This is a genomic window from Paracoccus haeundaensis (assembly GCF_006239215.1).
Classification (GTDB): Bacteria; Pseudomonadota; Alphaproteobacteria; order Rhodobacterales; family Rhodobacteraceae; genus Paracoccus; species Paracoccus marcusii.
In genome coordinates this window covers 126396-148943 of record NZ_VDDC01000011.1, presented here as the reverse complement: position 1 = coordinate 148943, position 22548 = coordinate 126396, and the positions used below count along the sequence as shown (strand labels likewise).

The window sequence follows — 22548 nt, the reverse complement described above, 5'->3', positions numbered from 1 at the left end:
TACGGAAGCCTGTCGATAAATCGACCCAAAATTCTGGCAAGCGGGCGCAGGAAGGTCGGGACCGGGATCGCGTCAGGCACATCGAACAACCGGCGGCCCGGCCCTGTGTTGGCAAAACACGTGGTTGTGAAACCCGGTGCGATATGGCATTAGAAATGCGAATCGGATCCCGTCGACTGCGATGGGATGGCTTCTCCGGGCGCCTATCCCCCGGCAACCTGACCGAGCTACACGTCCTTCACTGCGCCAACCGCGACACGCGGGGCTTGCTCGGGCGAGTTACAAGAACCCCATGAACATAGACACGCCAGTTCTGGCGCGCACAACGCTGTTGATCGATGGCAGCCATGTCGATCGTCTGAAGACCAAGTTTGGTCGACTGATCGATTTCCAGAAGCTGGTCGGGCATTTCAGCGCGGACGGAACGACTGTCTCGGCGCATTACTATCGGGACAGCCGTGACAGCGCCGAACAGACCCGGACCGCCCGGTTTTTCGAATGGCTGGAGCGCCACGACATCGAACGTCACGGCACCGATGATTTTAACGAGCCGTGGTATGTCCGCGAACGCTACGGCTCCAACCTGGTGGCCCTGGCGTCCGATGCCCTGATGGCTGCGGAAAAAGGTAACAGTCTGGTGATGCTGGCGGGGGATGCAAAGTTGGTCCCGCTTCTGGAACGTCTGGCAGCGCTGGATGTGCCCGTAACGCTGATCTCCAGCCTTTCGGTCCCTGACAGCATCGCACCTCCGCCCCCGCTGGTGGCGCTGGCAGATAGATTCATCGACTTGGCTGATGATGACCGGTTCTTTCTGCCTGAGGACGGGCAGGAGGATACGCGCCACGAGCCATGAGGTCGGGGATGAGCCGATCGCATGATCGGCTCATCCTCACATCAGCAAGCGCAAGGACCCGGTGAGAGCCCGGGTGGCTCTTCCGGCCGCCAATCCGCCGGATAATCCTTTGATGAACCCTGCCGACGGTTTGGATCGCCCGACAGAAAAGGGCCCTCCATGACAGGATATTGGACCATTCATGATTTCTCTTTCCGAATACAAGAACCAGTGGTTCGGCAACATCCGCGGCGATGTGCTGGCGGGGGTGGTGGTGGCTTTGGCCCTGATCCCCGAAGCCATCGCCTTCTCCATCATCGCGGGCGTTGACCCCAAGGTGGGGCTCTATGCCAGCTTCTCGATCGCGGTGCTGATTGCCTTCGTTGGCGGCCGTCCCGGCATGATCTCTGCCGCGACCGCGGCCACGGCGGTCCTGATGATCACGCTGGTGCGCGATCATGGGCTGGAATACCTGCTTGCAGCAACCGTGCTGGCGGGCCTTCTGCAGATCGGCGCCGGCCTGCTGAAGCTGGGCCGCTTCATGCGCTATGTCTCGAAGTCGGTGATGACCGGGTTCGTGAACGCGCTGGCGATCCTGATCTTCATGGCGCAGCTTCCGGAACTGGACCTCGCCGTTCCCGGCATCACCTGGCTAACCTATGCGCTGGTCGCAGCCGGGTTGGCGATCATCTATCTGCTACCACGCATCACCACGGCGATCCCATCGCCGCTGGCGACCATCGTGGTTCTGACTGCGCTGGTCTGGCTCATGGGCTGGGACGTGCGCACCGTGGGCGACATGGGCGCACTGCCCGACACGCTGCCGGTGTTCCTGATCCCCAATATCCCGCTGAACCTTGAGACAGTGATGATCATCCTGCCCTATTCCATCGCGGTCGCCATCGTCGGCCTGTTGGAAAGCCTGATGACACAGAACATCGTCGATGATCTGACCGACACTCGCTCGAACCGCAATCAGGAATGCGTGGGACAGGGTATCGCCAATACCGCGACCGGCTTCATTGGCGGCATGGCTGGCTGTGCGATGATCGGTCAGTCGATTATAAACGTCAAATCCGGCGGGCGGGGACGGTTGTCGTCCTTTACCGCGGGGGTGGCCCTGCTGATCATGGTGGTGGGCCTCGGTGGCCTTGTCGCGATCATTCCGATGGCAGCCCTGGTCGCGATCATGATCATGGTCTCTATCGGCACGTTCAGCTGGTCATCGATCGGCAACCTCAAGACCTATCCACGCTCGTCTTCGGTGGTGATGATCGCCACCGTATTCACAGTGGTTTATACCCACAACCTGGCCATCGGCGTCCTGGTTGGCGTGATGCTGTCCGGCATCTTCTTTGCCGCCAAGATCGCCCAGTTGTTCCGGATCTCCAAGTCGCTGTCGACGGATGGCCGTGAGCGGACTTATATCGTCGAGGGTCAGCTGTTCTACGGCTCGTCCGAAGACTTTGCTGAGGCCTTCGACTTCAAGGAAGCGGTGGAAAAGGTCGTTATCGACGTCAGCCGCGCGCATATCTGGGACATCAGCTCGATCCAGGCCTTGGACATGGCGATCCTTAAGTTCCGCCGTGAAGGCGCAGATGTCGAGCTGATCGGCATGAACGAAGCGTCCGAGACACTGGTCGACAAGCTTGCCATCCATGACAAGCCCGGCGCGCTCGACAAGCTGATGGCCCATTGAGGGAGGAGATGACGATGACCAACAAGATACTCGCACTGCTGGACGGCTCGGCCTATTCGGAGAGCGTCTGCCATCATACCGCCTGGATCGCCGGACGGCTGAACGCCACTGTGGATGTCATGCACGTGATGGGCCGCCGCGAGAGCGGCAGTGCCCAGAACCTGTCCGGGGCGCTGACCCTTGGTGCGCGGTCTGCGCTGCTGGACGAACTGGCAGCCGCGGATGAAAGCCGTGCCCGGCTGGCACAGGCCAAGGGCCGGGCGATCCTGGAAGACGCACAGAAGATCTTCGAAGCCGACGGTGTGGGCCCGGTCGTTCCGCATCTGCGCAAGGGCGACCTGCTGGAGGCGGTGCAGGAGGTGGAACCCGACCTGCGCGCCATCGTCATCGGCAAGCGCGGCGAAGGTGCGGATTTTGCAGCCGGTCACCTGGGGTCGAACCTGGAGCGGATCGTGCGCGCTTCCAAGGTGCCGGTCTTTGTCGCCTCACGGGCGTTCAAGCCCATCGGCAAGGTGCTGGTCGCTTATGACGGCAGCCCGTCTGCCATGAAGGCCATCGATCGCATGTCGAAAAGTGCGGTCTTTGAAGGTCTGGAGATCACGCTCCTCCATGTCGACAATGGCAGCGGCCCGATCGGTGCGCGCATTGACGATGCCGTCCGCGCTCTGGGCGCGGCCGGCCTGACCGCGACGGCACGCACCGTCCAGGGCGAGCCGGACGAAGCGCTCCAAGCCATCGTGGCCTCGGAAGGTTTCGATCTTCTGGTGATGGGTGCCTACGGCCACAGCCGTATCCGCAACCTCATCATCGGCTCGACCACCACGGCCATGGTGCAGGCGGTCAAGATCCCCGTCCTGCTCTATCGCTGACACTACTTCCCTGAACAGCGCCTGCGTCCGGCTAGTCGGACGCAGGCACCCCGACGGATAAACCCCGAGTCATAAGGAGAGGCGATTGGGCCCCCAGGATGTTGCGGCCTATTTTGCGCCGCTTCTGAGATTGGAACTAGCAGAGTTGCAGCAGGCGTCGGCTGACACGGCGGCCAGCCGCAAGCCGGTCGAGCTGGACCAGCAGAGCGTAGGCCGCCTGTCGCGAATGGACGCGATGCAGAACCAGGCCATGGCGGCGGCGATCGAGACCCGGCGCCGTGGCCGTATTCGATCCCTCAACGCCGCCTTGGCCCGGATCGAAAGCGGCGAGTTCGGGTTCTGCGAAAGCTGTGGTGGGTCCGTCCCGTTCGAGCGCCTGGCACTCGATCCGACCTACAGCCGATGCGTCGGCTGCCGGGCATGACTGAACCGACGAAATTTTCCGAGTCCACCAGTTTTCATGAGAAAAGCATCATGATCATCAACATTGCTGTCGGCCCGATCAGCCGAAAGACCATGAACGATCTGCATGAATATATGCGCTCGTTCTCGCCCAAACCGCACATGGCCTTCTGGGCCGACGATCAGGCCTATCTGGAGCTGACCTCACTCGAAGCGCTCGAGCTTCTCAAGGCGCAATTTCCTGAAATCGAACTGCATATACTTGATCGACAATATTCGCCGTCTTAAACAAGTGGCTCCGAAGTTACGCCAGTCCTTTTGTCTCATACCAACATCGGATGGTATCCGCTCCGTTGGTCTTACAGTTTGGCTCTTCTACGAAGCCCCAATTGGCTCGTAACTTCAGCCAACCTACTCTGTTACGAGAGTCCGCTTTCATCCAGCCGAGCCTTTTCTTCAGGACCTAGGCTGCAGGTGCAGCGAACGGCAGCTTGGTCCGCAGAGCTGCCCCTCAACCGCTGCCGTCATCCGTCTGCTCTGCGGACGAAGCTGCCATTTGTTACGTGGCAGCAAGATATCCGAACCCGCAGTTCAAATGACTACTAGGGGGGCTGCGTTGGTGCCACTGCAGCAGACACATGGTGTCAGCCCGGCAGATCCAACGCTTGAGGTTCGTGGATCGGGCAGCCATTGAACTGACTGCGGAAGTCGCTCGACATCTTGTAAGTTTCGCGACGAACCCGATTGACTGATCCCAAGGGACGGTGCGCTTCCAGACCGGTCCACACGGAAAAGCGCAGATTTTCGTCCACAATCTGAGCGCGGGCCTCACTCCACCCGGACTGGGGATTGGCGTGCAGACGCGCCACGGTAAAGAAGGGGCTGTCTTCTTCGTCCCAAGGGACCGAAGGGTCCTCGACTGGCATTGCCTCCGCGTCGCGGCATAGCTGCACGCGCAACTCCCATTCACAGGCGCCAGCCTCCGCCGCGACTGCGACAGCCTCTCGCAGTGCATCACGGCGGCCCTTCGTATCGATGATTTCCTCAGTGTGACGGGTCAGCGTTTCCGACACCGGGACCAGCGAAAATTTTGCGACATGATGGCCATGACGGAATGCTGTCTGAGAGTAGTAGGTCTCACCCAACGGGTGGACATTCGGTGCTCCCCCCATGGTCTGCAGAGTGGCACTCCCTCCCCCAACGGCCTCTAGCGCCCTCTCAGCGCCGCGCAGCACCGCAGACAGCGCCTTCTTTGCCCATTCTGCGCGGTCGGTCGTCTTGGCCAAAAGCTTCAGACTTTTCAGAAAGGCTTTCGCATTCGGCGCGGTGAAGACGGGACCATTCACCATCACGAAGTCCTGTGAGTTCCCTTCAGCGCCACTTAGCCTCGCCCCCTCAACTCCCATCACTTTCAGTGCAAGCCCCCGTGGAACGGAGATGCTGTCCGACAAGATATCTCCCGGATTAGTCGAGATACGCAGCACTGCCTGATAGACCCCCGGCACCGCGAACATCCCCTGCGCAAATTCCGGCGGGAGATCAGGCAGGACCGTCAGTTCCGCCTTGAGGATCCCGTGGCTTTTGGCGTGAACCGAGCGCACCGCGTGTCCATAATGCTCAGAGGTGGTCTCCATGATGTCCAGGAGAGTGGCCTTCAGGCTTTGGATCGTATCGGCTTCATCATCGGGGATCGTCTCAAGGTCGGGCGAGTAATGGATCGGCGGCTTCATGACGTCCCTCGGCTGCGCAAACGTGGCTTCGGGCTAAACGGTGAACTGCAAACCGTGGTTCCTTGGCCCACTCCAGCTGCCCAGATCGAAAGTCCGGTTTGGGCTCCTTGCGCATATGCCCTGGCGCTGCCCTAGCGGCGGCTTTGGGCTCTTCGCGTCGATGCTGCTCCGACCGCTGACCGTCCGCTTTCGACAAGCTGGCAAGCCCAAAAGGCACACTGCCTAACAGAAAAGGCAGAACTATGTGCCACAGAACATCGGGGAAATGGTCGGAGCGAGAGGATTCGAACCTCCGACCCCCTGCTCCCGAAGCAGGTGCGCTACCAGGCTGCGCTACGCTCCGACCGTAGGACGGGCAGGTAGCGCGACGATCCGGAGAATGCAAGCCCCCATCAGCGACGGGGCGCCCACAATCTTTGCAGGATCGTCGATTTCGGCGCCGTCACCGTCTCTGCGCGCAGGCGGGCGCTGGTGGCGGGGCGATTGGCGCTGACGCCGCGGCCTTCGCGCCAGACGATGTAGATGCCCGAGGCGATGATTACTCCCGCGCCCAGCAGGGTGGCGGGGTCGACGCCCTCTCCGAACAGGAACCAGCCATAGCCGGTCGCCCACAGGATCTGCGAATACTGCATGGGCGCCACGATCGCGGCCTCTCCGGTGCGATAGGCCATGATGACTAGGAACCCGCCCATCAAGCCAAGCCCCGCGATGATGCCGGTCATCGCCAGATGCACCAGCTCCATCGGCTGATAGCTGACTGACAGCGCCGCGCCGGTCGCGAAGAAGTTGCCCAGCATCGGCCACATCATCAGCACCATCGGGCGTTCGGCCCGGCCAAGGCGGCGGATGATCACCGCGGCCAACGCGCTGGCCGTGGCGCCGGCCATCGCGGCGATGTGGCCCAGCTGGATCTCCTGCCCGCCCGGGCGCAGCACGATCAGCACGCCGGTCAGGCCGACGATGACGGCGGCCCAGCGGTGCCAGCCGACCCTCTCGCCCAGAAGCGGGATCGACAGGATGGTAATCAGCAGGGGCGTCGTGAACAGGATCGCATAGACCTGCGTCAGCGGCAGGGTCGAGAAGGCGAAGAACCCCGCCATCCCCGCCACCACCGCGCACAGCGTGCGCAGGATCACCCAGCCCGGATTGGCCGGGCGCAGCGTGCCGGGCTGGGGGTCGCGCATCAGCACGATGCTGACCAGCGGGAACGACAGCAGCGATGCGAAGAACAGGATCTGCATCGCCGGATAGATGGCACCCAGCGACTTGATCACCACGTCATGCGTGGCATAGAGGCCCATCGCCGCAAGCTGCAGCAATGCGCCCCTGACATTGGCGGTCAGGGCCAATCAGGCCTCCAGCGCGGCGACGATGGCATCGCCCATCTGCGCCGTGCTGATCGGGGTGCCGCCGTCGGGCCCCATCAGGTCGGCAGTGCGCAGGCCGTCGGCCAGCACACGCTCGACCGCGGCTTCCAGCGCGTCGGCCGCGGCACCCTCGCCGAAGGAATAGCGCAGGGCCATGGCGAAGGAGAGGATGCAGGCGATCGGGTTGGCCTTGCCCTGCCCCGCGATGTCGGGTGCCGATCCGTGGACCGGTTCGTACAGCGCCTTGGGTCGCCCGTTCGCCATGACCGCGCCCAGCGACGCGGAGGGCAGCATGCCCAGCGAGCCGGTCAGCATCGCCGCCGCATCCGACAGCAGGTCGCCGAACAGGTTGTCGGTCACGATCACGTCGAACTGGCGCGGCGCGCGCACCAGCTGCATCGCGCCGTTGTCGGCATACATGTGCGACAGGGCCACGTCGGGGTATTCGTTGTCATGCACCCACTGGACCTCCTCGCGCCAAAGGATGCCCGATTCCATCACGTTGGCCTTTTCCATCGAACAGACCTTGTTGCCGCGGGCGCGGGCCAGCTCGAAGGCGGACCGGGCGACGCGGCGGATCTCTCCGCTGGTGTAACGCTGGGTGTTGATGCCGACGCGGCCACCCTCGTTGTCGGGATTGTTGTCGTCGGAATGGATGCCGCGCGGTTCGCCGAAATAGACGCCCGAGGTCAGCTCGCGCACGATCAGGATGTCCAGGCCAGCCACCACTTCGCGCTTCAGGCTGCTGAAGTCGGCCAGCGCGTCAAAGCATTGCGCCGGACGCAGGTTGGCGAACAGGTCCATCTCCTTGCGCAGGCGCAGCAGGCCGCGTTCGGGTTTAACGCTGAAATCCAGAACGTCGTATTTCGGGCCGCCGACCGCACCCAGCAGGACCGCATCCACCGCCTGGGCCTTGGCCATCGTCGCATCCGCCAGGGGCACGCCATGCACATCATAGGCCGCGCCGCCCACCAGGTCATGGGTCACGTCGAAGGTCATGTCGCGGTTCGCCTGGAACCAGTCGATGACCTTGACCACCTCGGCCATGACTTCGGGGCCGATCCCGTCGCCGGGCAGGATGAGAAGCGAATAGCGGTCGGACATGATCCCTCCTTCAGGTGCCAGCCGCGACAGCGCAGGCTGCGGCTTCGGGTTAGACGCCGCCCGCCCTAGGGTCAAGCGCGGCGGGGAACGGGCGCTCACGACAGTTTGCCTTGCGCCCGGGGGGCTGCTGGTCGACCCTGTCGCCCGACCAGCCCTGTGAATGAGGAATGCGATGACCCGCTGGACTGTCCTGATGATCGCCGCCGCGGCGGCGCTGACGCAACCCGCCCTGGCGCAGACCTCGGACGGGGTGCCGGGCGACCGGGTCGTGGTACCGCTGCCGGACGTATCGGGGCTGTCCGACGACGAGGCGCAGGCGCTGGCGCGCGACGTGGCGCAGATGACCGTGATCACCGCAGAATGCCCCGAACACGATGTCAGCGGTCCGGAATTTCAGCTGATGGCCGGCACCACGGATGCGCTGACCGAACGGCTGGGGCTGGACCCGGTCAGCTATGACCGCGACTATGTCCGCCCGGCCTTTGCCGTGGTCGAGGAGGCCGATGCCTGCGACCGGCTTGGCCCGCAGGTTCCCGAACTGATCGCCCGGCTGGAGGGGATGGGCGGCAGCACCCAGCCCGTGACGCCGGGCCTGGCCGAGGCCGCCGCCGCCAAGGCTGCCGCCGCGGGCACCAGCGACACGACCCCCGACGCGGAAGCCGCCCCCGCCGAATAACGCCCCGCCGCCCCCGGCGTGATTTGCACGTCTTGCAGCTTCCGCGTCCTTGGCCCAGCGTGGCGCCGGGGAACGGAGGAACGAATTCATGCTCAAGGCCGGATTGGTCAGCCTGGTGCTGGCCTATATGCTGTCGCAATTCTATCGGGCCTTTCTGGCCGTGCTGGCCCCGGTGCTGCAGGATCAGGTCGGCGCCGGCCCCGGCGATCTGGCCCTGTCATCGGGGCTGTGGTTCATTGCCTTCGCGCTGATGCAGCTGCCGGTGGGGGCGGCGCTGGACCGGTTCGGACCGAGCCGCACGGTGGCGTGGCTGATGGCGGTGGGCGGGGCCGGAGGCGCGGTGATCTTTGCGATGGCAGACGCGCCGTGGCACCTGCATCTGGCGATGACCGCATTGGGCATCGGTTGCTCTCCGGCGCTGATGGGGCCGTATTTCATCTTCGCGCGCGAATACCCGCCCGCGTCCTTCGGGATGCTGGCCGGGGTGCTGGTGGGGTTCGGATCGCTGGGCAACATCCTGGGTGCCTCGCCCCTGGTCTGGGTGATCGAGGCCGCGGGGTGGCGCCAGACCCTGTGGGGTCTTGCGGCCGTGACGCTGATGGTGGCCGCGCTGGTCCTGGCGGCGGTGCGCGACCCGGCGCGGCTGGGCGCGGGGCATCCGCAGGGCTCGATCGGTCAGATCCTGCGCCTGCGCGCGCTGTGGTTCATCGTGCCGCTGTTCGGCGTGAACTATGCGGTGACGGCGGCGATCCGCGGATTGTGGGCCGCCCCCTGGCTGGAGCAGGTGCATGGCGCCGACGCGACCCAGATCGGCCGCGTCACGCTGGCGATGGGCCTGGCCATGGTCGCGGGCAGCTTTGCCGTCGGACCCGCCGCCCGCTTGGCCGGCAGCGCGCGCCGTGCGACGATGCTGTTTTCCGCGGTGATGATCGTCACGCTGGCGGTGATGTGGCAGGCCCCCGCCCTGCCCCTGCCCGCGGTGACCGCGTTGCTGGTCGTGCTGGGGTTCTTCGGGTCGGCCTATCCTTTGCTGATGGCGCATGGACGATCGTTCCTCCCACCACATCTGGTGGGTCGCGGGATGACCTTCCTCAACATGATCTCCATCGGTGGGGTCGGGGTGATGCAGTTCGCGTCGCGCCCGGTCTATGCCGCGGCACAGGGTGCCTATGCGCCCGCGCAGGCCTTCGCTATGCTGTGGCTGTTCTTCCTGATCCCGCTGGCGATCGGGTTCCTGCTGTATTTCCTGACGCCCGAGGCCGCCGCCCATGACTGACCCGCTGATCGTCGCACCGAACCTGAAACGTCGCCTGTCCGGGGTGACGGCGACGGTGGTGCGACTGATCCCGGTCCAGGCGCGGATGATCGACATCCGCGCGACCGGCCCCGGCCTGCCTGCGGATGTCCCGCACATTCCCCTGATGCGCGCGGCCACCCTGCCCCGCGACCGATGGCGGGTCTGGCACGCGCGCCGCAACACCGAGATGGCGCTGGGCCTGATCCTGCGTCGCCTGCTGCGACGCCGGTACCGCCTGCTGTTCACGTCCGCCGCGCAGCGCAGGCACACCGGCTTCACCCGCTGGCTGATCCGGCAACAGGACGCGCTGATCGCGACCTCGCCCCAGGCGGCCAGCTATCTGGAACGCCCCGCGACCGTGATCCTGCACGGGGTCGACACGGACGTGTTCCACCCTGCCCCGGACCGTGCTGCTTTGCGCGCGCGGCTGGGCATGGACCCGGACGCGGTGCTGATCGGCTGCTTCGGCCGCATCCGTGCGCAGAAGGGCGTCGATCTGCTGGTGCAGGCGGGGTTGGAACTGCTGCCCTCGCGCCCGCGGGTGCAGATCATCTTCACCGGCCGCATCACCCCTGACAACCGCGCTTTTGCCGATGACCTGCAGGCGCGCATCAAGGCGGCCGGGCTGGACGGTCGCATCCGCTTCCTGGGCGAACTGCCGTGGGACCAGGTGATCGCGCATTACCAGGCGCTGGATCTCTTTGCCGCCCCTGCCCGCTGGGAGGGCTTCGGCCTGACGCCGCTGGAGGCCGCCGCCTGCGCCGTCCCCACCGTCGCCGCCCGCGTCGGCGCCTACGAGGCGCTGATCCGCGACGGCCAGACCGGCAGCCTGGTCCCGAAAGACGACGCCCCCGCCCTGACCGCCGCGCTTGCCCGCTGGCTGGACGACGACGCAGGCCGCGCCGCGGCGGGTCAGGCCGCCCGCGCCCATGTCACCGCGAACCACGCCATCGAGGGCGAGGCGCGGGCCATCGTCGACGTCTATCGGTCGCTGCTGTGAACCGGCTGGCCTTTGCCACGGCGCGCCTGATGCGCCGCGACGCGCCCCTGGCCGCGCTGTCGGTCCCGCAATCCGCGCTGCTGGCCGACCTATCGGGCCGCCATGTCGCGCTGATCGGCAATGCCCGCGCGCTGGCCGATCAGGCCCACGGGGCACGGATCGATGCCGCCGACAGGGTCGTCCGCATCAACCGCGCGCCGATGCCCAGCCCTGCCAGCCACGGCACGCGCACCGACTGGCTGGGACTGGCCACGCGCCTGCCGGACGCGGACCGTGCGCGCCTGAACCCCGGCCGTATCCTGTGGATGTCGCCCAAACGCAAGCGGCTGGACTGGGACAGCGCGTCCAGCCCCGGCTTCTACCTGCACCCCCTGGCGGATATCGACATGCTGGCAGGGCGGCTGGGTGCGCCCCCCACGACGGGTGCGATGCTGATCGATCTTTGCCTGCGCAGCGAACTGGCATCGCTGACGCTCTATGGTTTCGACTTCTTCGCCAGCCTGTCGCTGTCGGGACGGCGCAATGCCGCGCAGGTGCCGCATGATTTCGCAGCCGAGGGCGCGTGGGTCGCCGATCTGTTGCGCCAGGACCACCGTCTGACGCTGATCCGCTGAGGCGGCCTTGCACGCGCTGCGCGCTGTGCAATCCTGTGGGCTTCCCCCGCGCGGGGGACACCAAAAAGCAGGCAGGGAAACCCCATGAGAACCATCAAGGCCGCCTTGGCCTCCACGGCGCTGATCTGCGCCACCCCGGCATTGGCGCAGGATTTCGGCGCCTATGGCTATGATACGATGCGCGATTTGGCGCTGAATTATCCGGGCCGCTTCACAGGCGCGCCGGACAGCGGTACGACCTTCTTCAACGCGGCCCAATACATGCGCGACCGCCTGTCCTTCGGCGGCAACGCGGTCGTGCGTCAGGACTTCACCGCCACCAGCCGGTCTGGCGCCACGTTGGGCCCGTCGCAAAACCTGGTCGTGTCGATGCCCGGCGCCAGCGACCGCTTCATCGTGGTGGGGGCGCATTTCGACAGCGCCGGAACATCGCCCGACCTGCAGGGGGTCGACGACAATGCCTCGGGCGCGGGGGTTCTGACCGAACTGGCGGCGCACATGACCGGGCTGTCCACCGATGTCGGCCTGGAGTTCGTGGCCTTCGGCGCCGAGGAGGTCGGCCTGCAGGGGGCGGCCCATTACGTCGACACCCTTGGCGGTCGCCGCGACGACATGGCCGGGATGATCAACATCGACAGCCTGATCACAGGCGATTTCATGTATGCCCATGCCGGGACCGAATACCTGGAGAACCCGGCGCTGCTGTCGCTGTGGACCCGCGCGCACGCCATCGCGGACGAGCTTGGCATCGACTTGCGCAGCAACCCCGGACGGAACCCGGACTATCCGATCAACACCGGCTGCTGTTCCGACGCCGCCGTGTTCGAAGGCTACGGCATCCCGATCCTGTGGCTGGAGGCGACGAACTGGGACCTGGGCGATCTGGACGGCTATACCCAGACCGACAATCCGCTGATCCCCGGCGGTTCGACCTGGCATGACCCGACCGAGGACAACTGGGCGTTCCTGCTGGCGGCCTTGGGCCCTGAACGGTTCGAACAGCGCATGCGCGACTATGCCCGCATCCTGACCCGCCTGCTGGTCGAGGAGACGGGCGCCGACTTGGTGGCGTCGTCCCAGGACGCGGCCCTGTCGGCGGCCCAGATCGCCGATCTGGCCACCCGACAGCAGGCTGACCTGACCGCCCTGTCGCTGCGCGCGACGCGTGACCGCCTGGGCGCGGATGCGCCCTTTGGCCAGATCACGCCCTCGATCGCGGTGCAGGGCCTGGCCACGCCGGACAGCAGCGCGACCTTTGGGCGCGACGGCGGGGCGGCGCTGATGGCGCGGGCGGGCGCGTCGTACCAGGTGGCCCCCGGCCTGTCTTTGGGCGGCCAGCTGGCCTATGCACGCACCGGCGACGACCTGCGCAGCGGCGACGACCTGGAATCGACCGGCTATCAGCTGTCGCTGGACGCGGCCTATGCGATGAACGACGACTGGGTGATCGGCGCAATCAGCTGGGGCAAGTCGGACCTTGAGGGCACGCGCGATTTCGTGCTGCGCTCGGGCCTGGGCGCGACCATCGTCGAACGGGATTTCGACTTGTCGACCAACGCCTATACCCTGGGCGCGCGGGTCCAGGCCGGGCGCGACTATGCGCTGGCATCGGGCGTGACCTATGGTCCGGTGGTGGGGCTGGATTACAGCCGCACCCGGATCGGCGGGTTTTCGGAAGGGTCGGGCGACCGCCGCGCGGTCACCTATGCCGGCCAGGCCATCGAAAGCCTGGAGGTCCAGCTGGGCGGCCGCGTCGGCACCGATCTGGCCGTGGCTGGGCGCGACGTGACGCTGTCGGCGCAAGGGACGCTGATCCACGACCTGGCCGAAGGCGCGCCCTCGCGCATCCGCGTGACCGACAGCACCGGCAACGACCGCCGCGTGACGCTGGATGGACAGGACCGCAACTTTGCCCGCATCGGCCTGTCGGCCCAGACGGCCCTGTCCGACCAGGCCGATGCCTGGGTGACGCTGGACAGCCGCATCGGCCATGACGCCGGATCGCAGGCGACCGTCGGCGCGGGCTTGGGCCTGCGGTTCTGAAAACCGCTTGTGCGCGTCCGGTCAGCCGGGCGCGCACAAGCCGCCACTGCGGCGTTTCGCGGCAATCGCCGGGGCCGCCCGACCTGTTGCCGGAACCCCGCGGCCGGGTGCGGACCTGCAACGCGCGCTGGCGTTGCGCGGCCGTTTGCGGTAAATGCCCCCGACCGCAGAAAAAGGAGCTCCCCCGAAATGGGTTACAAAGTCGTCGTCGCCGGCGCCACGGGCAATGTGGGCCGCGAAATGCTGAACATCCTGGACGAACGCCAGTTCCCCGTGGACGAGATCGCCGTGCTGGCGTCCCGCCGCAGCCAGGGCACCGAGGTCAGCTTTGGCGACAAGACTTTGAAGATCAAGGACATCGAGCAGTTCGACTGGACCGGCTGGGACATCGCACTGTTTGCCATCGGATCGGATGCGACCAAGATCCACGCCCCCAAGGCCGCGGCCGCGGGCTGCGTGGTGATCGATAACTCCTCGCTCTATCGCTACGACGCCGACGTGCCGCTGATCGTGCCCGAGGTGAACCCCGACGCGATCCAGGGCTATGCGAAAAAGAACATCATCGCGAACCCCAACTGCTCGACCGCGCAGATGGTCGTCGCGCTCAAGCCCCTGCATGACCGCGCCCGCATCAAGCGCGTCGTCGTCTCGACCTACCAGTCGGTCAGCGGCGCGGGCAAGGAGGGCATGGACGAACTGTGGGACCAGACCAAGGGCATGTACGTGCCGGGTCAGGAAAAGGAACCCAAGAAGTTCCAGAAGCAGATCGCCTTTAACGTGATCCCCCAGATCGACGTCTTCATGGAAGACGGCGCGACCAAGGAAGAATGGAAGATGGTCGCCGAGACCAAGAAGATCATGGACAAGTCGATCAAGGTCACCGCGACCTGCGTCCGCGTCCCCGTCTTCGTCGGCCATTCGGAATCGATCAACATCGAGTTCGAGGATTTCCTGGACGAGGACGAGGCCCGCGACATCCTGCGCGAGGCGCCCGGCGTCATGGTGATCGACAAGCGCGAACCCGGCGGCTACATCACCCCCGTCGAATGCGTGGGGGAATACGCCACCTATGTCAGCCGCATCCGCCAGGACGGCACGGTCGAGAACGGCCTGAACCTGTGGTGCGTCAGCGACAACCTGCGCAAGGGTGCGGCGCTGAACGCGGTGCAGATCGCCGAACTGCTGGGCAACCGCATCCTGAAGAAAGGCTGATCCTTGTTCGAATGGATCACCGGCCTGCTGGAAAGCGGAGGGGCCTGGGCAATCTTTGCCCTGATGCTGCTGGAAAACATCTTTCCGCCGATCCCGTCGGAACTGATCATGCCGCTGGCGGGGTTCAACGCCGCCCGCGGCGGCACGCCCCTGTGGCTGGCGATCCTGGCGGGCGGGGTCGGATCGACCCTGGGCGCGTGGTTCTGGTACGTGATCGGGGTGGCCTACGGCCCGGCGCGGATGCGCCGCGTCGTGGTCCGCTATGGCCGCTGGCTGACGCTGACGCCCAACGAGCTGACCTCGGCCGAGGGCTGGTTCGCCCGGCATGGCGGGGCCGCGGTCTTCTTCGGCCGCTTCCTGCCCACGATCCGCACGCTGATCTCGGTCCCCGCGGGGCTGGCGCAGATGCCGGTGGGGCGGTTCCTGCTGTTCACCGCCATCGGCAGCTTCATCTGGACGGGCGGGCTGGCCATCGCCGGCTATGTCCTTGAAAACGGCTATGAGGCCGTCAGCCACCTGATCGATCCGCTGTCCACGGCGATCGTTCTGGGCTTTGTCGCGCTGTATGTCTGGCGGGTCATCCGCTGGCGGCCCGACGCCTGAAGACGCGCCGGGCGGGCGGGTGTCAGATCGACACCCACCGCCTGCCGCCGTCATCGGCCTGCAAAAGCGTGCCTTCGCTGATGTCGTGCAGCAGACCGTGCAGCGACATTTCTCCGGACTCGACCGCCGCGCGGACGAAGGGGAAGGTCATCAGGTTCTCCAGCGACACCAGCACGGCCTCGCGCTCCAGCGCGTTGACCTGTTCGGCCTCGGGCAGGTCCTTCACGCGGTCATAGCCGGGGCGCAGGATGTCCATCCAGCGGCCGACGAAGCTGGTCTTCTCCTCCAGCTCGGGCGCGGCGCCCGAACACATCGCGTGGCATCCCTTGACGCCGCCGCAATTGGTGTGGCCCACCACGATCAGATGCGCGACCTTCAGCGCCGTGACGGCGTATTCGACCGCCGCCGAGGTGCCGTGCTGCAACCCGTCGGGCGCATAGGCCGGCACCAGGTTGGCAATGTTGCGGTGAATGAAGAACTCGCCCGAATCGGCGCCGAAGATGCTGGTCACGTGCACGCGGCTGTCGCAGCAGGAGATGACCATCGCGCGCGGGCGCTGTCCTTCGGTCGCCAGCCGGCGGAACCAGGCCGCGTTCTCGGCATAGGACGTCGCCTTCCAGCCGTGGAAACGCTTGACCAGATATTGCGGCAACGGAGACAGGTCGTTCATCTGGCACCTCGCTTTCTGACAGGGGTGATAGGCCGGGATTGAGACAAATTCGAGCCTTTTCTTGATCCCGCCTCAAGGCTTTCTTCACCGCTTGCCCCGCATGGTCGGCGCGTGCGGGGACAGATCCCCTGGAGGTGCGGATGGCACAAATTTCGGCTTTGGCCATATCAGAGGCGGTCCGCGTGGACAGCCGCCGCGTCGCGGAAATCGTGGCCGAGCTGGGCGAGACATCGGCCCAGCATGTCATCGGCCTGGCGCTGGAACAGCTGGCGGCGGCGCTGACGGCGGTGGACAGTGCGCTGGACGACGCGGACCTGGCACAGGCGGCGGCGCATGCCGAACGCATGTCGCGCCTGGCCTGGCAGATCGGCCTGCTGTCGCTGGCCGGCGTCGCGATGGACCTGGGCAGCACCGCCGAACGCGGCGACGTGCCGGCGCTGGCCGCGATCCGCGCGCGCCTGCTGCGGGTGGGCAACCGGTCGCTGACGGCGATCTGGGACCGGACGGCTCTGGCCTGAGGTTGCAGTCGGGGCGCGGTGCTGTAGGCTGTGCGCCGAACTGCCAAGGACCTGCCCATGACCCCCGAATTCGCGCCCGCCTCTGATGCCACCCTGCCGCTATGGCTGGTCTGGACCGGCGACCCCCTGCCCCAGGATGCGGGCGACTGGCCCCAGGCCTGCGGGTTCGCGGCCAAGGCGGGACAGCTGTGCCTGCTGCCCGATGCGTCGGGCGGGCTGCGCGGCGCGATCATGGGCCTGGGAGAGCGGGCGCAGGCCGGCCGCGACCGGTTCCACCTGGCCCGCGCCCATGCCCTGCCCAAGGGCGACTGGCATCTGGCCGGCATCCCGCAGGGTCTGGACCCCGATCAGCTGGCGCTTGGCTGGCTGCTGGGCCAGTACCGGTTCACCCGCTACAAGGGCGCGCCGGTCCAGGGGCCGCGGCTGGTCTGCCCGGAAGGCGTGGACGCCGACCGCCTGCTGGCCATCGCCGCGGGCGAATTCCTGACCCGCGACCTGATCAACACCCCTGCCAGCGATCTGGGCCCCGACAAGCTGGAGGCCGCCGCGCGCGGTCTTGCCAACGATCTGGGCGCGCGGGTCGAGGTGATCTGCGGCGGCCAGCTGCTGAAGCAGAACTTTCCCCTGATCCACGCGGTCGGCCGCGCCGCCGCCTGCGAGCCGCGGCTGATCGACATCCGCCTTGGCGATGCGGGACCGATGCTGACTATCGTCGGCAAGGGCGTGTGCTTTGACACCGGCGGGCTGAACCTGAAACCCGGCGCCTCGATGGGGCTGATGAAGAAGGACATGGGCGGGGCCGCGACCGCGCTTGGCCTGCTCAAGATGCTGGCGCGCAGCGGCGCGGCATCGGTCCTGCGCCTGCGGGTGCTGATCCCGGCGGTCGAGAACAGCGTCGCGGGCAACGCCTTCCGCCCCGGCGACGTGCTGGCCAGCCGCAAGGGCCTGTCGGTCGAGGTGAACAACACCGACGCCGAGGGTCGCCTGGTGCTGGCTGACGCCCTGACCTATGCGGCCGAGGAAAGCCCCGACCTGATGATCTCTCTGGCGACGCTGACGGGGGCGGCGCGGGTGGCGCTTGGTCCCGACCTGCCCCCGCTTTACTGCGACGACGACGCGACCGCGACCGCGATCCAGGCCGCCGGGATGCAGGTCGGCGACCCGGTCTGGCGGATGCCCTTCTGGGACGCGTATGAATCGCTGATCGAACCCGGCATCGCCGATCTGGACAACGCCCCCGCGGGCGGAATGGCCGGGTCGATCACCGCCGCCCTGTTCCTGCGCCGCTTTGCCGAGGGCGCGGGACGCTATGCGCATTTCGACATCTATGGCTGGCAGCCCACCGCCGCGCCGGGCCGCCCCAAGGGCGGCGTCGGGCAGGGCGCGCGCGCGATCCTTGCCGCGCTGCCGCAGATTTTGGCGCGCTGATGGACCGCCGTCTGACGCCCGCCACCGACCGCGTGGCCCTGGACAGCCTGCGCGGCGTCCTGGACCGGCCGTCCTTCGTGCCGGGACAGCCCGCACGGGTGATCATTCCGGTGGTCGATCTGCTGGACGCCCCCGAAGGCCGCCGCGACCGGCAGCTGAACTTCGGGGCCGACGTGACGGTGATCGACCGCGAGGCGGGGATGAGCTTTGTGCGCGCGGCGCTGGACGGCTATTGCGGCTGGATCGCCGACACCGCGCTGAGCGGCAGCCTGCCGCCCATCACCCACCGCGTCACCGCGCCGGCCACCCATGTCTATCTGGAACCCGACATGAAGCGGCCCGAGCGGTTTTCGCTGTCCCTGGGCGCGCGGGTGTCGGTTACCCAGATCCAGGGCCGCTTTGCCACGCTGGCGACCGGCGGCCATGTCCCGGTCCAGCATCTGGCCGACGGCCCGGCCGGCGACCCGGTTCCGGTCGCGGAAAGCCTGCTGGGCACACCCTATCTATGGGGGGGAAACAGCCGGGCGGGGATCGATTGTTCTGGGCTGGTGCAGGCCGCGCTGACCGCCTGCGACATCGCCTGCCCCGGCGACAGCGACCTGCAGCGCGCGACGTTCGCGCCGACCGACACGATCGCGCGGGGCGATCTGCTGTTCTGGCCGGGCCATGTGGCGATGGCCGTGTCGGCGGATCTGATGATCCACGCCACCGCCTGGACCATGTGCGTCACGTTCGAGCCGATCCGCGACGCCATCGCCCGCATCGACGCGGCGGGCGAGGGGCCCTTTCTGGGCGCCCACCGCCCCGGTGGCATCACAGGTTGAACACCCGGTCGGGTTGGACCATGCCGCCCTGATAACGACCGATGCAGACCGGCCCCCTGGCGTCCTGGACCCAGACCAGCTCGCCCCATTCGGCGCCGCCGGTCACCTCTCCGGGATTGCCGTTGCGGATGCGGATGCCGCCTTCGGTCGTGGCGCGCAGCATGGGCAGGTCGGCCAGGCCCGTCTCCAACGGCAGGATCTGCGTCTCCAGCCAGTCCTGCGCGTCACGGTCGACGCGATCGAAGGCCACCCCGGCGCTGGCCTCGAAGGGGCCGGACCAGGTGCGGCGCAGATGCGCGACATGGCCCAGACAGCCCAAGGCCCGGCCCAGGTCGCGCGCGATCGAGCGGACATAGCCGCCCTTGCCGCAGACCATCTCAAGGCGGGCGGTGTCGGCCCTGGCCTCCAGCAGGGTCAGGCTGTCGACCCACAGCGGGCGCGCGGCCAGCTCCATCTCGACCCCCTCGCGGGCCAGGTCATAGGCGCGCTCGCCCTCGACCATGACGGCGGAGAAGGCGGGCGGGACCTGCATGATGTCACCGGTAAAGCCCGCCAGCGCCGCCTCGACCTGCGCCGCGGTGGGGCGGTCGTCGCTGGTACGGACCACGCTGCCGGACGCGTCGTCGGTGGTCGTCTCGGACCCCCAGTTCACCACGAAGTCATAGCATTTCAGCGCGTCAGTGACGATCGGCACGGTCTTGGTGGCCTCGCCCAGGGCGACGGCCAGGACGCCGGTCGCGTCGGGGTCCAGCGTGCCGGCATGACCGGCCTTCTTGGCGTCCAGCGCCCAACGCACCTTGGCCACGACCGCGGTCGAATTGACGCCCGCGGGCTTGTCCACGATCAGCCAGCCGTTGATGTCCCGGCCCTTCTTGCGCGCCATGATCACTCCTGAAAAAACAAGGGCCGGGGGATAGACCCGCGGCGGGCAGGGGTCAACCGGTCACTCGACCAGGCCGATGATCGGCCCCATGCTGCGCCCGAAATCGGCCCTGTTCACCGACGGCGCATAGAGCCGCGAGATCGAGCCGTCGAAGTAAAGCGCATCGCGCACGCCCAGCCCGTCGCGGAAGAACCGCCCGAATTCGTGGAACGTGACCGGCCTGTTCGAGATCGCGAACCACGCGGTCTGCCCGTCGGGCGACACGCCGACCCCGTTGCGGATATAGCGGCTGTCGCTGTCGGCCAGGAACCGCGGATGCAGATCGCCGTCGATGACCAGCATCGGCCCGGACTGGCTGGCCAGTCGGCAGTCGGGGCGCGTCTCGGCAAAGCTGACGCTTTCGATGACCTGAAAGGGCTGCGCGCCGCCGGTGCAGAAGACGCCGTTGGGCAGCATCCCGAAATTGTCGCGGCTGGCGCCGGTGACGATGGGCGACAGTTCGACCCCGTCGACGACCAGCAGACCCACCGGACGGTAATCGGCATGGAACATGCCCGCATTCATGGCAAACGACAGCGTCTGACCCGCGTCCAGCGTGCGGCGGACATTGGCAAAATTGCGCAAGGGCGCGCCGTCGGGGCCGTCTTGGAACAGCCGCAGGGCGGGTTCCTGCGCGGCCTCGACCTGGCACAGCACATAGCCCTGGCCATCATGGTCCACGCGTTCGCATTGCGCGGCCCCCGACGGCAGCGCCATCGCGACCAGCATTCCGACCGCCACCGCCGCCAGACGCGGCAGATCAGGCGTCATCGTCGTCCCGGTCCGGGGCGGCGACGTCGCGGCGCACGCGCTCGTCCTCGAACAGGCGGCGGGTGTCGTCCATGCGGTCGAAGGTCTCGTCCAGCTGGAACCGCAGCTCGGGCGCGAGTTTCAGCGTCATGGCCTTGGCGACCAGATGGCGCAGTTCCGGCGTGTTGCGGCGCAGCGCGGCCAGCGCCTCGGGCGCGTCGCGGCCTCCCAGCGGCAGCACATAGGCCGTCGCCACCTTGAGGTCGGTCGACATCGACACCTCGGCCACGGTGATGGAATGACGGTTCAGGTCGGGGTCGTGCACGTCCGCGCGCGCAAGCACGTCGGCGAGGGTGCGACGGATCAGTTCGCCCACGCGCAGCTGGCGCTGCTTGGGGCCCTGACCTTGGGAATTGCGGTTCTGTGCCATGCGTCCCGATGTAGGGGGTCGCGGCGTGGGCCGCAACCTTGTATCACGCCCCAAAGCCAACAGGGGTGGACCATGAGCGATTTGCAGAACACCGATCAGCCGCAGCGGCCGGGCGTCGTGGTGACCGGGGCATCGGGCCGGATGGGCCGGATGCTGATCCGCCTGATCCTGGACAGCGACCACCTGCGGCTGGTCGGCGCGCTGGACCGCGCGGGCCACGACTGGATCGGGCAGGACATCGGCACCGCGATGGGGGGCGCGCCGGCCGGCGTCACGGTCAGCGACGACGCGGTGACGGCCATCGCCCAGGCGCAGGCGGTGATCGACTTCACCAGCCCCGATGCCACGGTGGCATTCGCGGAACTGACCGCCCAGGCGCGCGCCGTCCACGTCGTCGGCACCACCGGGCTGGAGCAGCGGCACCTGGACGCGCTGGCGGCCGCCGCCCGCCACGCGCCGATCATCCGTGCCGGCAACATGAGCCTGGGCGTGAACCTGCTGGTCGGGCTGACCCGCAAGGTCGCGGCCGCCTTGGGCACCGACTGGGACATCGAGGTGGTCGAAAGCCATCACCGCCACAAGGTCGACGCCCCGTCGGGCACCGCCCTGATGCTGGGAGAAGCCGCGGCCCAGGGACGCGGCGCCGCGCTGGACGACCTGCGCGTGCCCGCCCGCGACGGCATCACCGGGGCCCGGCCTGCGGGCAGCATCGGTTTCGCGGCCATCCGCGGCGGCGACGTGGTGGGCGAACATGACGTGATCTTTGCCGCCGACGGTGAACGGATCGTCCTTCGCCATCTGGCCACCGACCGCGCGATCTTTGCCCGGGGCGCAATCCGCGCGGCGGTCTGGGGTCAGGACAAGGGGCCGGGTCAGTACGACATGATGGACGTGCTGGGCCTTCAGGGCTGAATCGAGCAGCACCCCGACAGCATCCGCGGCGTATCGCCGTGGATCACCACATGCGCGCGCATTCCGAACAGGCGGTCGGACATGCCGTCGGAACACAGCTGCGGGATGGCGGTCAGGGTCAGCCCATCGGCCACCACCGCGCGGGTCGGGTCGCGGAAGATGCCGGTGGACAGGACCGCCCGGACGGGGCGCGTGTCTTCTGGCATGTCGGGACCGCCCAGCACCACGCTGTCACCCTGCGGGATGAAGGCCCAGAACGGCTCGGTGCCAAAGCACTGGAACGCCGCGGGCAGGGCGCCGTCCTGCCAGACGTCGACGCGGTAATCCAGATAGCGGTCGGACACCCAGCCCGACCCCTCTCCGGTGTTGACGCGCGACCAGCCGGCGCGCTGCTCGACCACCTCGACGTGGGTCGCGTCAAAGGCCAGCGTGCCGATGATCGGCGCGGAGGCATCCGGCTCGGCCCGGATGTTCAGCACGTCGTCGGCCGCGACCCGCGCCACGTCGAACAGGGTGGGCAGGATGTATTCCTGGGTGGCCAGTGCCGGCCCCGACAGGGCCAGCGTCAGGACAAGGGCGGTGCGCAGCATGGGGCCTCCGGTCGGTTTCGCCGCCAGCCTAGCTCATTCGCGCGCGCCGTCCATCC

General features: G+C 67.1%; 24 protein-coding genes, 1 tRNA gene and 2 other annotated features. Of the genes, 16 read left to right on the top strand and 9 right to left on the bottom strand.

The features are described from left to right. Positions 1–161 precede the first annotated feature (161 nt). Positions 162–220 (top strand) — a sequence feature (sul1 is cis-regulatory element that is thought to sense ions involved in sulfur or methionine metabolism; They are found in Alphaproteobacteria). Positions 221–292: 72 nt separating this feature from the next. From FHD67_RS07270 to FHD67_RS07250, 5 genes are all read left to right on the top strand, one after another. Beyond that, a complete protein-coding gene (locus tag FHD67_RS07270; protein WP_176695074.1) occupies positions 293–853 on the top strand; it encodes an NYN domain-containing protein in 561 nt (186 codons plus the stop codon). Positions 854–904: 51 nt separating this feature from the next. Continuing rightward, positions 905–960, top strand: a sequence feature (sul1 is cis-regulatory element that is thought to sense ions involved in sulfur or methionine metabolism; They are found in Alphaproteobacteria). Positions 961–1034: 74 nt separating this feature from the next. After that, a complete protein-coding gene (locus FHD67_RS07265; RefSeq protein WP_139598311.1) occupies positions 1035–2531 on the top strand; it encodes a SulP family inorganic anion transporter in 1497 nt (498 codons plus the stop codon). Positions 2532–2545: 14 nt separating this feature from the next. After that, positions 2546–3400 carry a universal stress protein gene (locus FHD67_RS07260; protein WP_139598310.1) on the top strand — a complete coding sequence of 285 codons (855 nt, stop codon included), beginning with the start codon at positions 2546–2548 and terminating at the stop codon, positions 3398–3400. Positions 3401–3485: 85 nt separating this feature from the next. Continuing rightward, positions 3486–3824 carry a TraR/DksA family transcriptional regulator gene (locus FHD67_RS07255; protein WP_139598309.1) on the top strand — a complete coding sequence of 113 codons (339 nt, stop codon included), beginning with the start codon at positions 3486–3488 and terminating at the stop codon, positions 3822–3824. Next, positions 3821–4090 carry a hypothetical protein gene (locus FHD67_RS07250; protein ID WP_139598308.1) on the top strand — a complete coding sequence of 90 codons (270 nt, stop codon included), beginning with the start codon at positions 3821–3823 and terminating at the stop codon, positions 4088–4090. The genes FHD67_RS07255 and FHD67_RS07250 overlap by 4 nt, the downstream gene beginning before the upstream one ends. Before the next feature lie 356 nt (positions 4091–4446). Here FHD67_RS07250 and FHD67_RS07245 read toward each other — a convergent pair whose 3' ends face one another. From FHD67_RS07245 to leuB, 4 genes are all read right to left on the bottom strand, one after another. Then, positions 4447–5532, bottom strand: coding sequence for a catalase family protein (locus FHD67_RS07245; RefSeq protein WP_139598307.1), 1086 nt, complete (start codon positions 5530–5532; stop codon positions 4447–4449). A 266-nt stretch (positions 5533–5798) separates the two neighbouring features. Continuing rightward, positions 5799–5875, bottom strand: a tRNA-Pro gene (locus FHD67_RS07240). A gap of 49 nt (positions 5876–5924) precedes the next feature. Continuing rightward, on the bottom strand, positions 5925–6875 hold the full coding sequence (locus tag FHD67_RS07235; protein WP_084693835.1) for a DMT family transporter: 951 nt from the start codon (positions 6873–6875) through the stop codon (positions 5925–5927). Between the two features lie 6 nt (positions 6876–6881). After that, positions 6882–8003: a 3-isopropylmalate dehydrogenase gene (gene leuB, locus FHD67_RS07230; RefSeq protein WP_139598306.1), complete on the bottom strand. Its 1122-nt coding sequence runs from the start codon at positions 8001–8003 to the stop codon at positions 6882–6884. Between the two features lie 172 nt (positions 8004–8175). Between leuB and FHD67_RS07225 the strand changes: the two genes are divergently transcribed. From FHD67_RS07225 to FHD67_RS07195, 7 genes are all read left to right on the top strand, one after another. Then, complete coding sequence (locus FHD67_RS07225; protein WP_139598305.1) at positions 8176–8679, top strand: hypothetical protein; 504 nt, start codon at positions 8176–8178, stop codon at positions 8677–8679. Between the two features lie 88 nt (positions 8680–8767). Continuing rightward, positions 8768–9955, top strand: coding sequence for an MFS transporter (locus FHD67_RS07220; protein WP_139598304.1), 1188 nt, complete (start codon positions 8768–8770; stop codon positions 9953–9955). Beyond that, entirely contained in the window at positions 9948–10976 is a 1029-nt protein-coding gene (locus FHD67_RS07215) for a glycosyltransferase family 4 protein (protein ID WP_139598303.1), read from the top strand. The genes FHD67_RS07220 and FHD67_RS07215 overlap by 8 nt, the downstream gene beginning before the upstream one ends. Beyond that, the gene (locus tag FHD67_RS07210) at positions 10973–11590 is read left to right on the top strand and encodes a glycosyltransferase family 29 protein (protein WP_139598302.1); all 618 of its coding nucleotides are present in this window, start codon (positions 10973–10975) and stop codon (positions 11588–11590) included. The genes FHD67_RS07215 and FHD67_RS07210 overlap by 4 nt, the downstream gene beginning before the upstream one ends. 84 nt (positions 11591–11674) lie before the next feature. Then, the gene (locus FHD67_RS07205) at positions 11675–13633 is read left to right on the top strand and encodes a M28 family peptidase (protein WP_139598301.1); all 1959 of its coding nucleotides are present in this window, start codon (positions 11675–11677) and stop codon (positions 13631–13633) included. A gap of 189 nt (positions 13634–13822) precedes the next feature. After that, entirely contained in the window at positions 13823–14845 is a 1023-nt protein-coding gene (locus tag FHD67_RS07200) for an aspartate-semialdehyde dehydrogenase (RefSeq protein WP_045981957.1), read from the top strand. 3 nt (positions 14846–14848) lie between these two features. After that, a complete protein-coding gene (locus FHD67_RS07195) occupies positions 14849–15448 on the top strand; it encodes a DedA family protein (RefSeq protein WP_045981956.1) in 600 nt (199 codons plus the stop codon). Between the two features lie 22 nt (positions 15449–15470). On the opposite strand, the gene FHD67_RS07190 is transcribed toward FHD67_RS07195, so the two are convergent. After that, a complete protein-coding gene (locus FHD67_RS07190) occupies positions 15471–16118 on the bottom strand; it encodes a carbonic anhydrase (RefSeq protein ID WP_046000489.1) in 648 nt (215 codons plus the stop codon). Between the two features lie 140 nt (positions 16119–16258). Here FHD67_RS07190 and FHD67_RS07185 point away from each other — a divergent pair, with 140 nt between their 5' ends. The 3 genes from FHD67_RS07185 to FHD67_RS07175 are packed head-to-tail and all read left to right on the top strand — an operon-like array spanning position 16259 to position 18888. Then, positions 16259–16636 carry a hypothetical protein gene (locus FHD67_RS07185; protein ID WP_139598300.1) on the top strand — a complete coding sequence of 126 codons (378 nt, stop codon included), beginning with the start codon at positions 16259–16261 and terminating at the stop codon, positions 16634–16636. A 57-nt stretch (positions 16637–16693) separates the two neighbouring features. Continuing rightward, positions 16694–18064, top strand: coding sequence for a leucyl aminopeptidase family protein (locus tag FHD67_RS07180; protein WP_046000490.1), 1371 nt, complete (start codon positions 16694–16696; stop codon positions 18062–18064). Further along, positions 18064–18888, top strand: coding sequence for a C40 family peptidase (locus tag FHD67_RS07175; RefSeq protein WP_046000491.1), 825 nt, complete (start codon positions 18064–18066; stop codon positions 18886–18888). The genes FHD67_RS07180 and FHD67_RS07175 overlap by 1 nt, the downstream gene beginning before the upstream one ends. Here FHD67_RS07175 and truB read toward each other — a convergent pair. From truB to rbfA, 3 genes are read right to left on the bottom strand one after another with little or no spacing between them, the layout of a single operon-like run. Next, entirely contained in the window at positions 18878–19771 is an 894-nt protein-coding gene (gene truB, locus FHD67_RS07170; protein WP_046000492.1) for a tRNA pseudouridine(55) synthase TruB, read from the bottom strand. The two genes, FHD67_RS07175 and truB, sit on opposite strands and share 11 nt — an antisense overlap. A gap of 60 nt (positions 19772–19831) precedes the next feature. Continuing rightward, complete coding sequence (locus FHD67_RS07165; RefSeq protein ID WP_045981950.1) at positions 19832–20581, bottom strand: phosphodiester glycosidase family protein; 750 nt, start codon at positions 20579–20581, stop codon at positions 19832–19834. Beyond that, on the bottom strand, positions 20571–20990 hold the full coding sequence (gene rbfA / locus FHD67_RS07160) for a 30S ribosome-binding factor RbfA (RefSeq protein ID WP_139598299.1): 420 nt from the start codon (positions 20988–20990) through the stop codon (positions 20571–20573). The genes FHD67_RS07165 and rbfA overlap by 11 nt, the downstream gene beginning before the upstream one ends. A 72-nt stretch (positions 20991–21062) precedes the next feature. Between rbfA and dapB the strand changes: the two genes are divergently transcribed. Beyond that, positions 21063–21902, top strand: a complete 840-nt coding sequence (dapB, locus tag FHD67_RS07155) for a 4-hydroxy-tetrahydrodipicolinate reductase (protein ID WP_046000493.1) — start codon at positions 21063–21065, stop codon at positions 21900–21902. On the opposite strand, the gene FHD67_RS07150 is transcribed toward dapB, so the two are convergent. Continuing rightward, positions 21893–22492: an SH3 domain-containing protein gene (locus FHD67_RS07150; protein WP_046000494.1), complete on the bottom strand. Its 600-nt coding sequence runs from the start codon at positions 22490–22492 to the stop codon at positions 21893–21895. The two genes, dapB and FHD67_RS07150, sit on opposite strands and share 10 nt — an antisense overlap. Positions 22493–22548 lie beyond the last annotated feature (56 nt).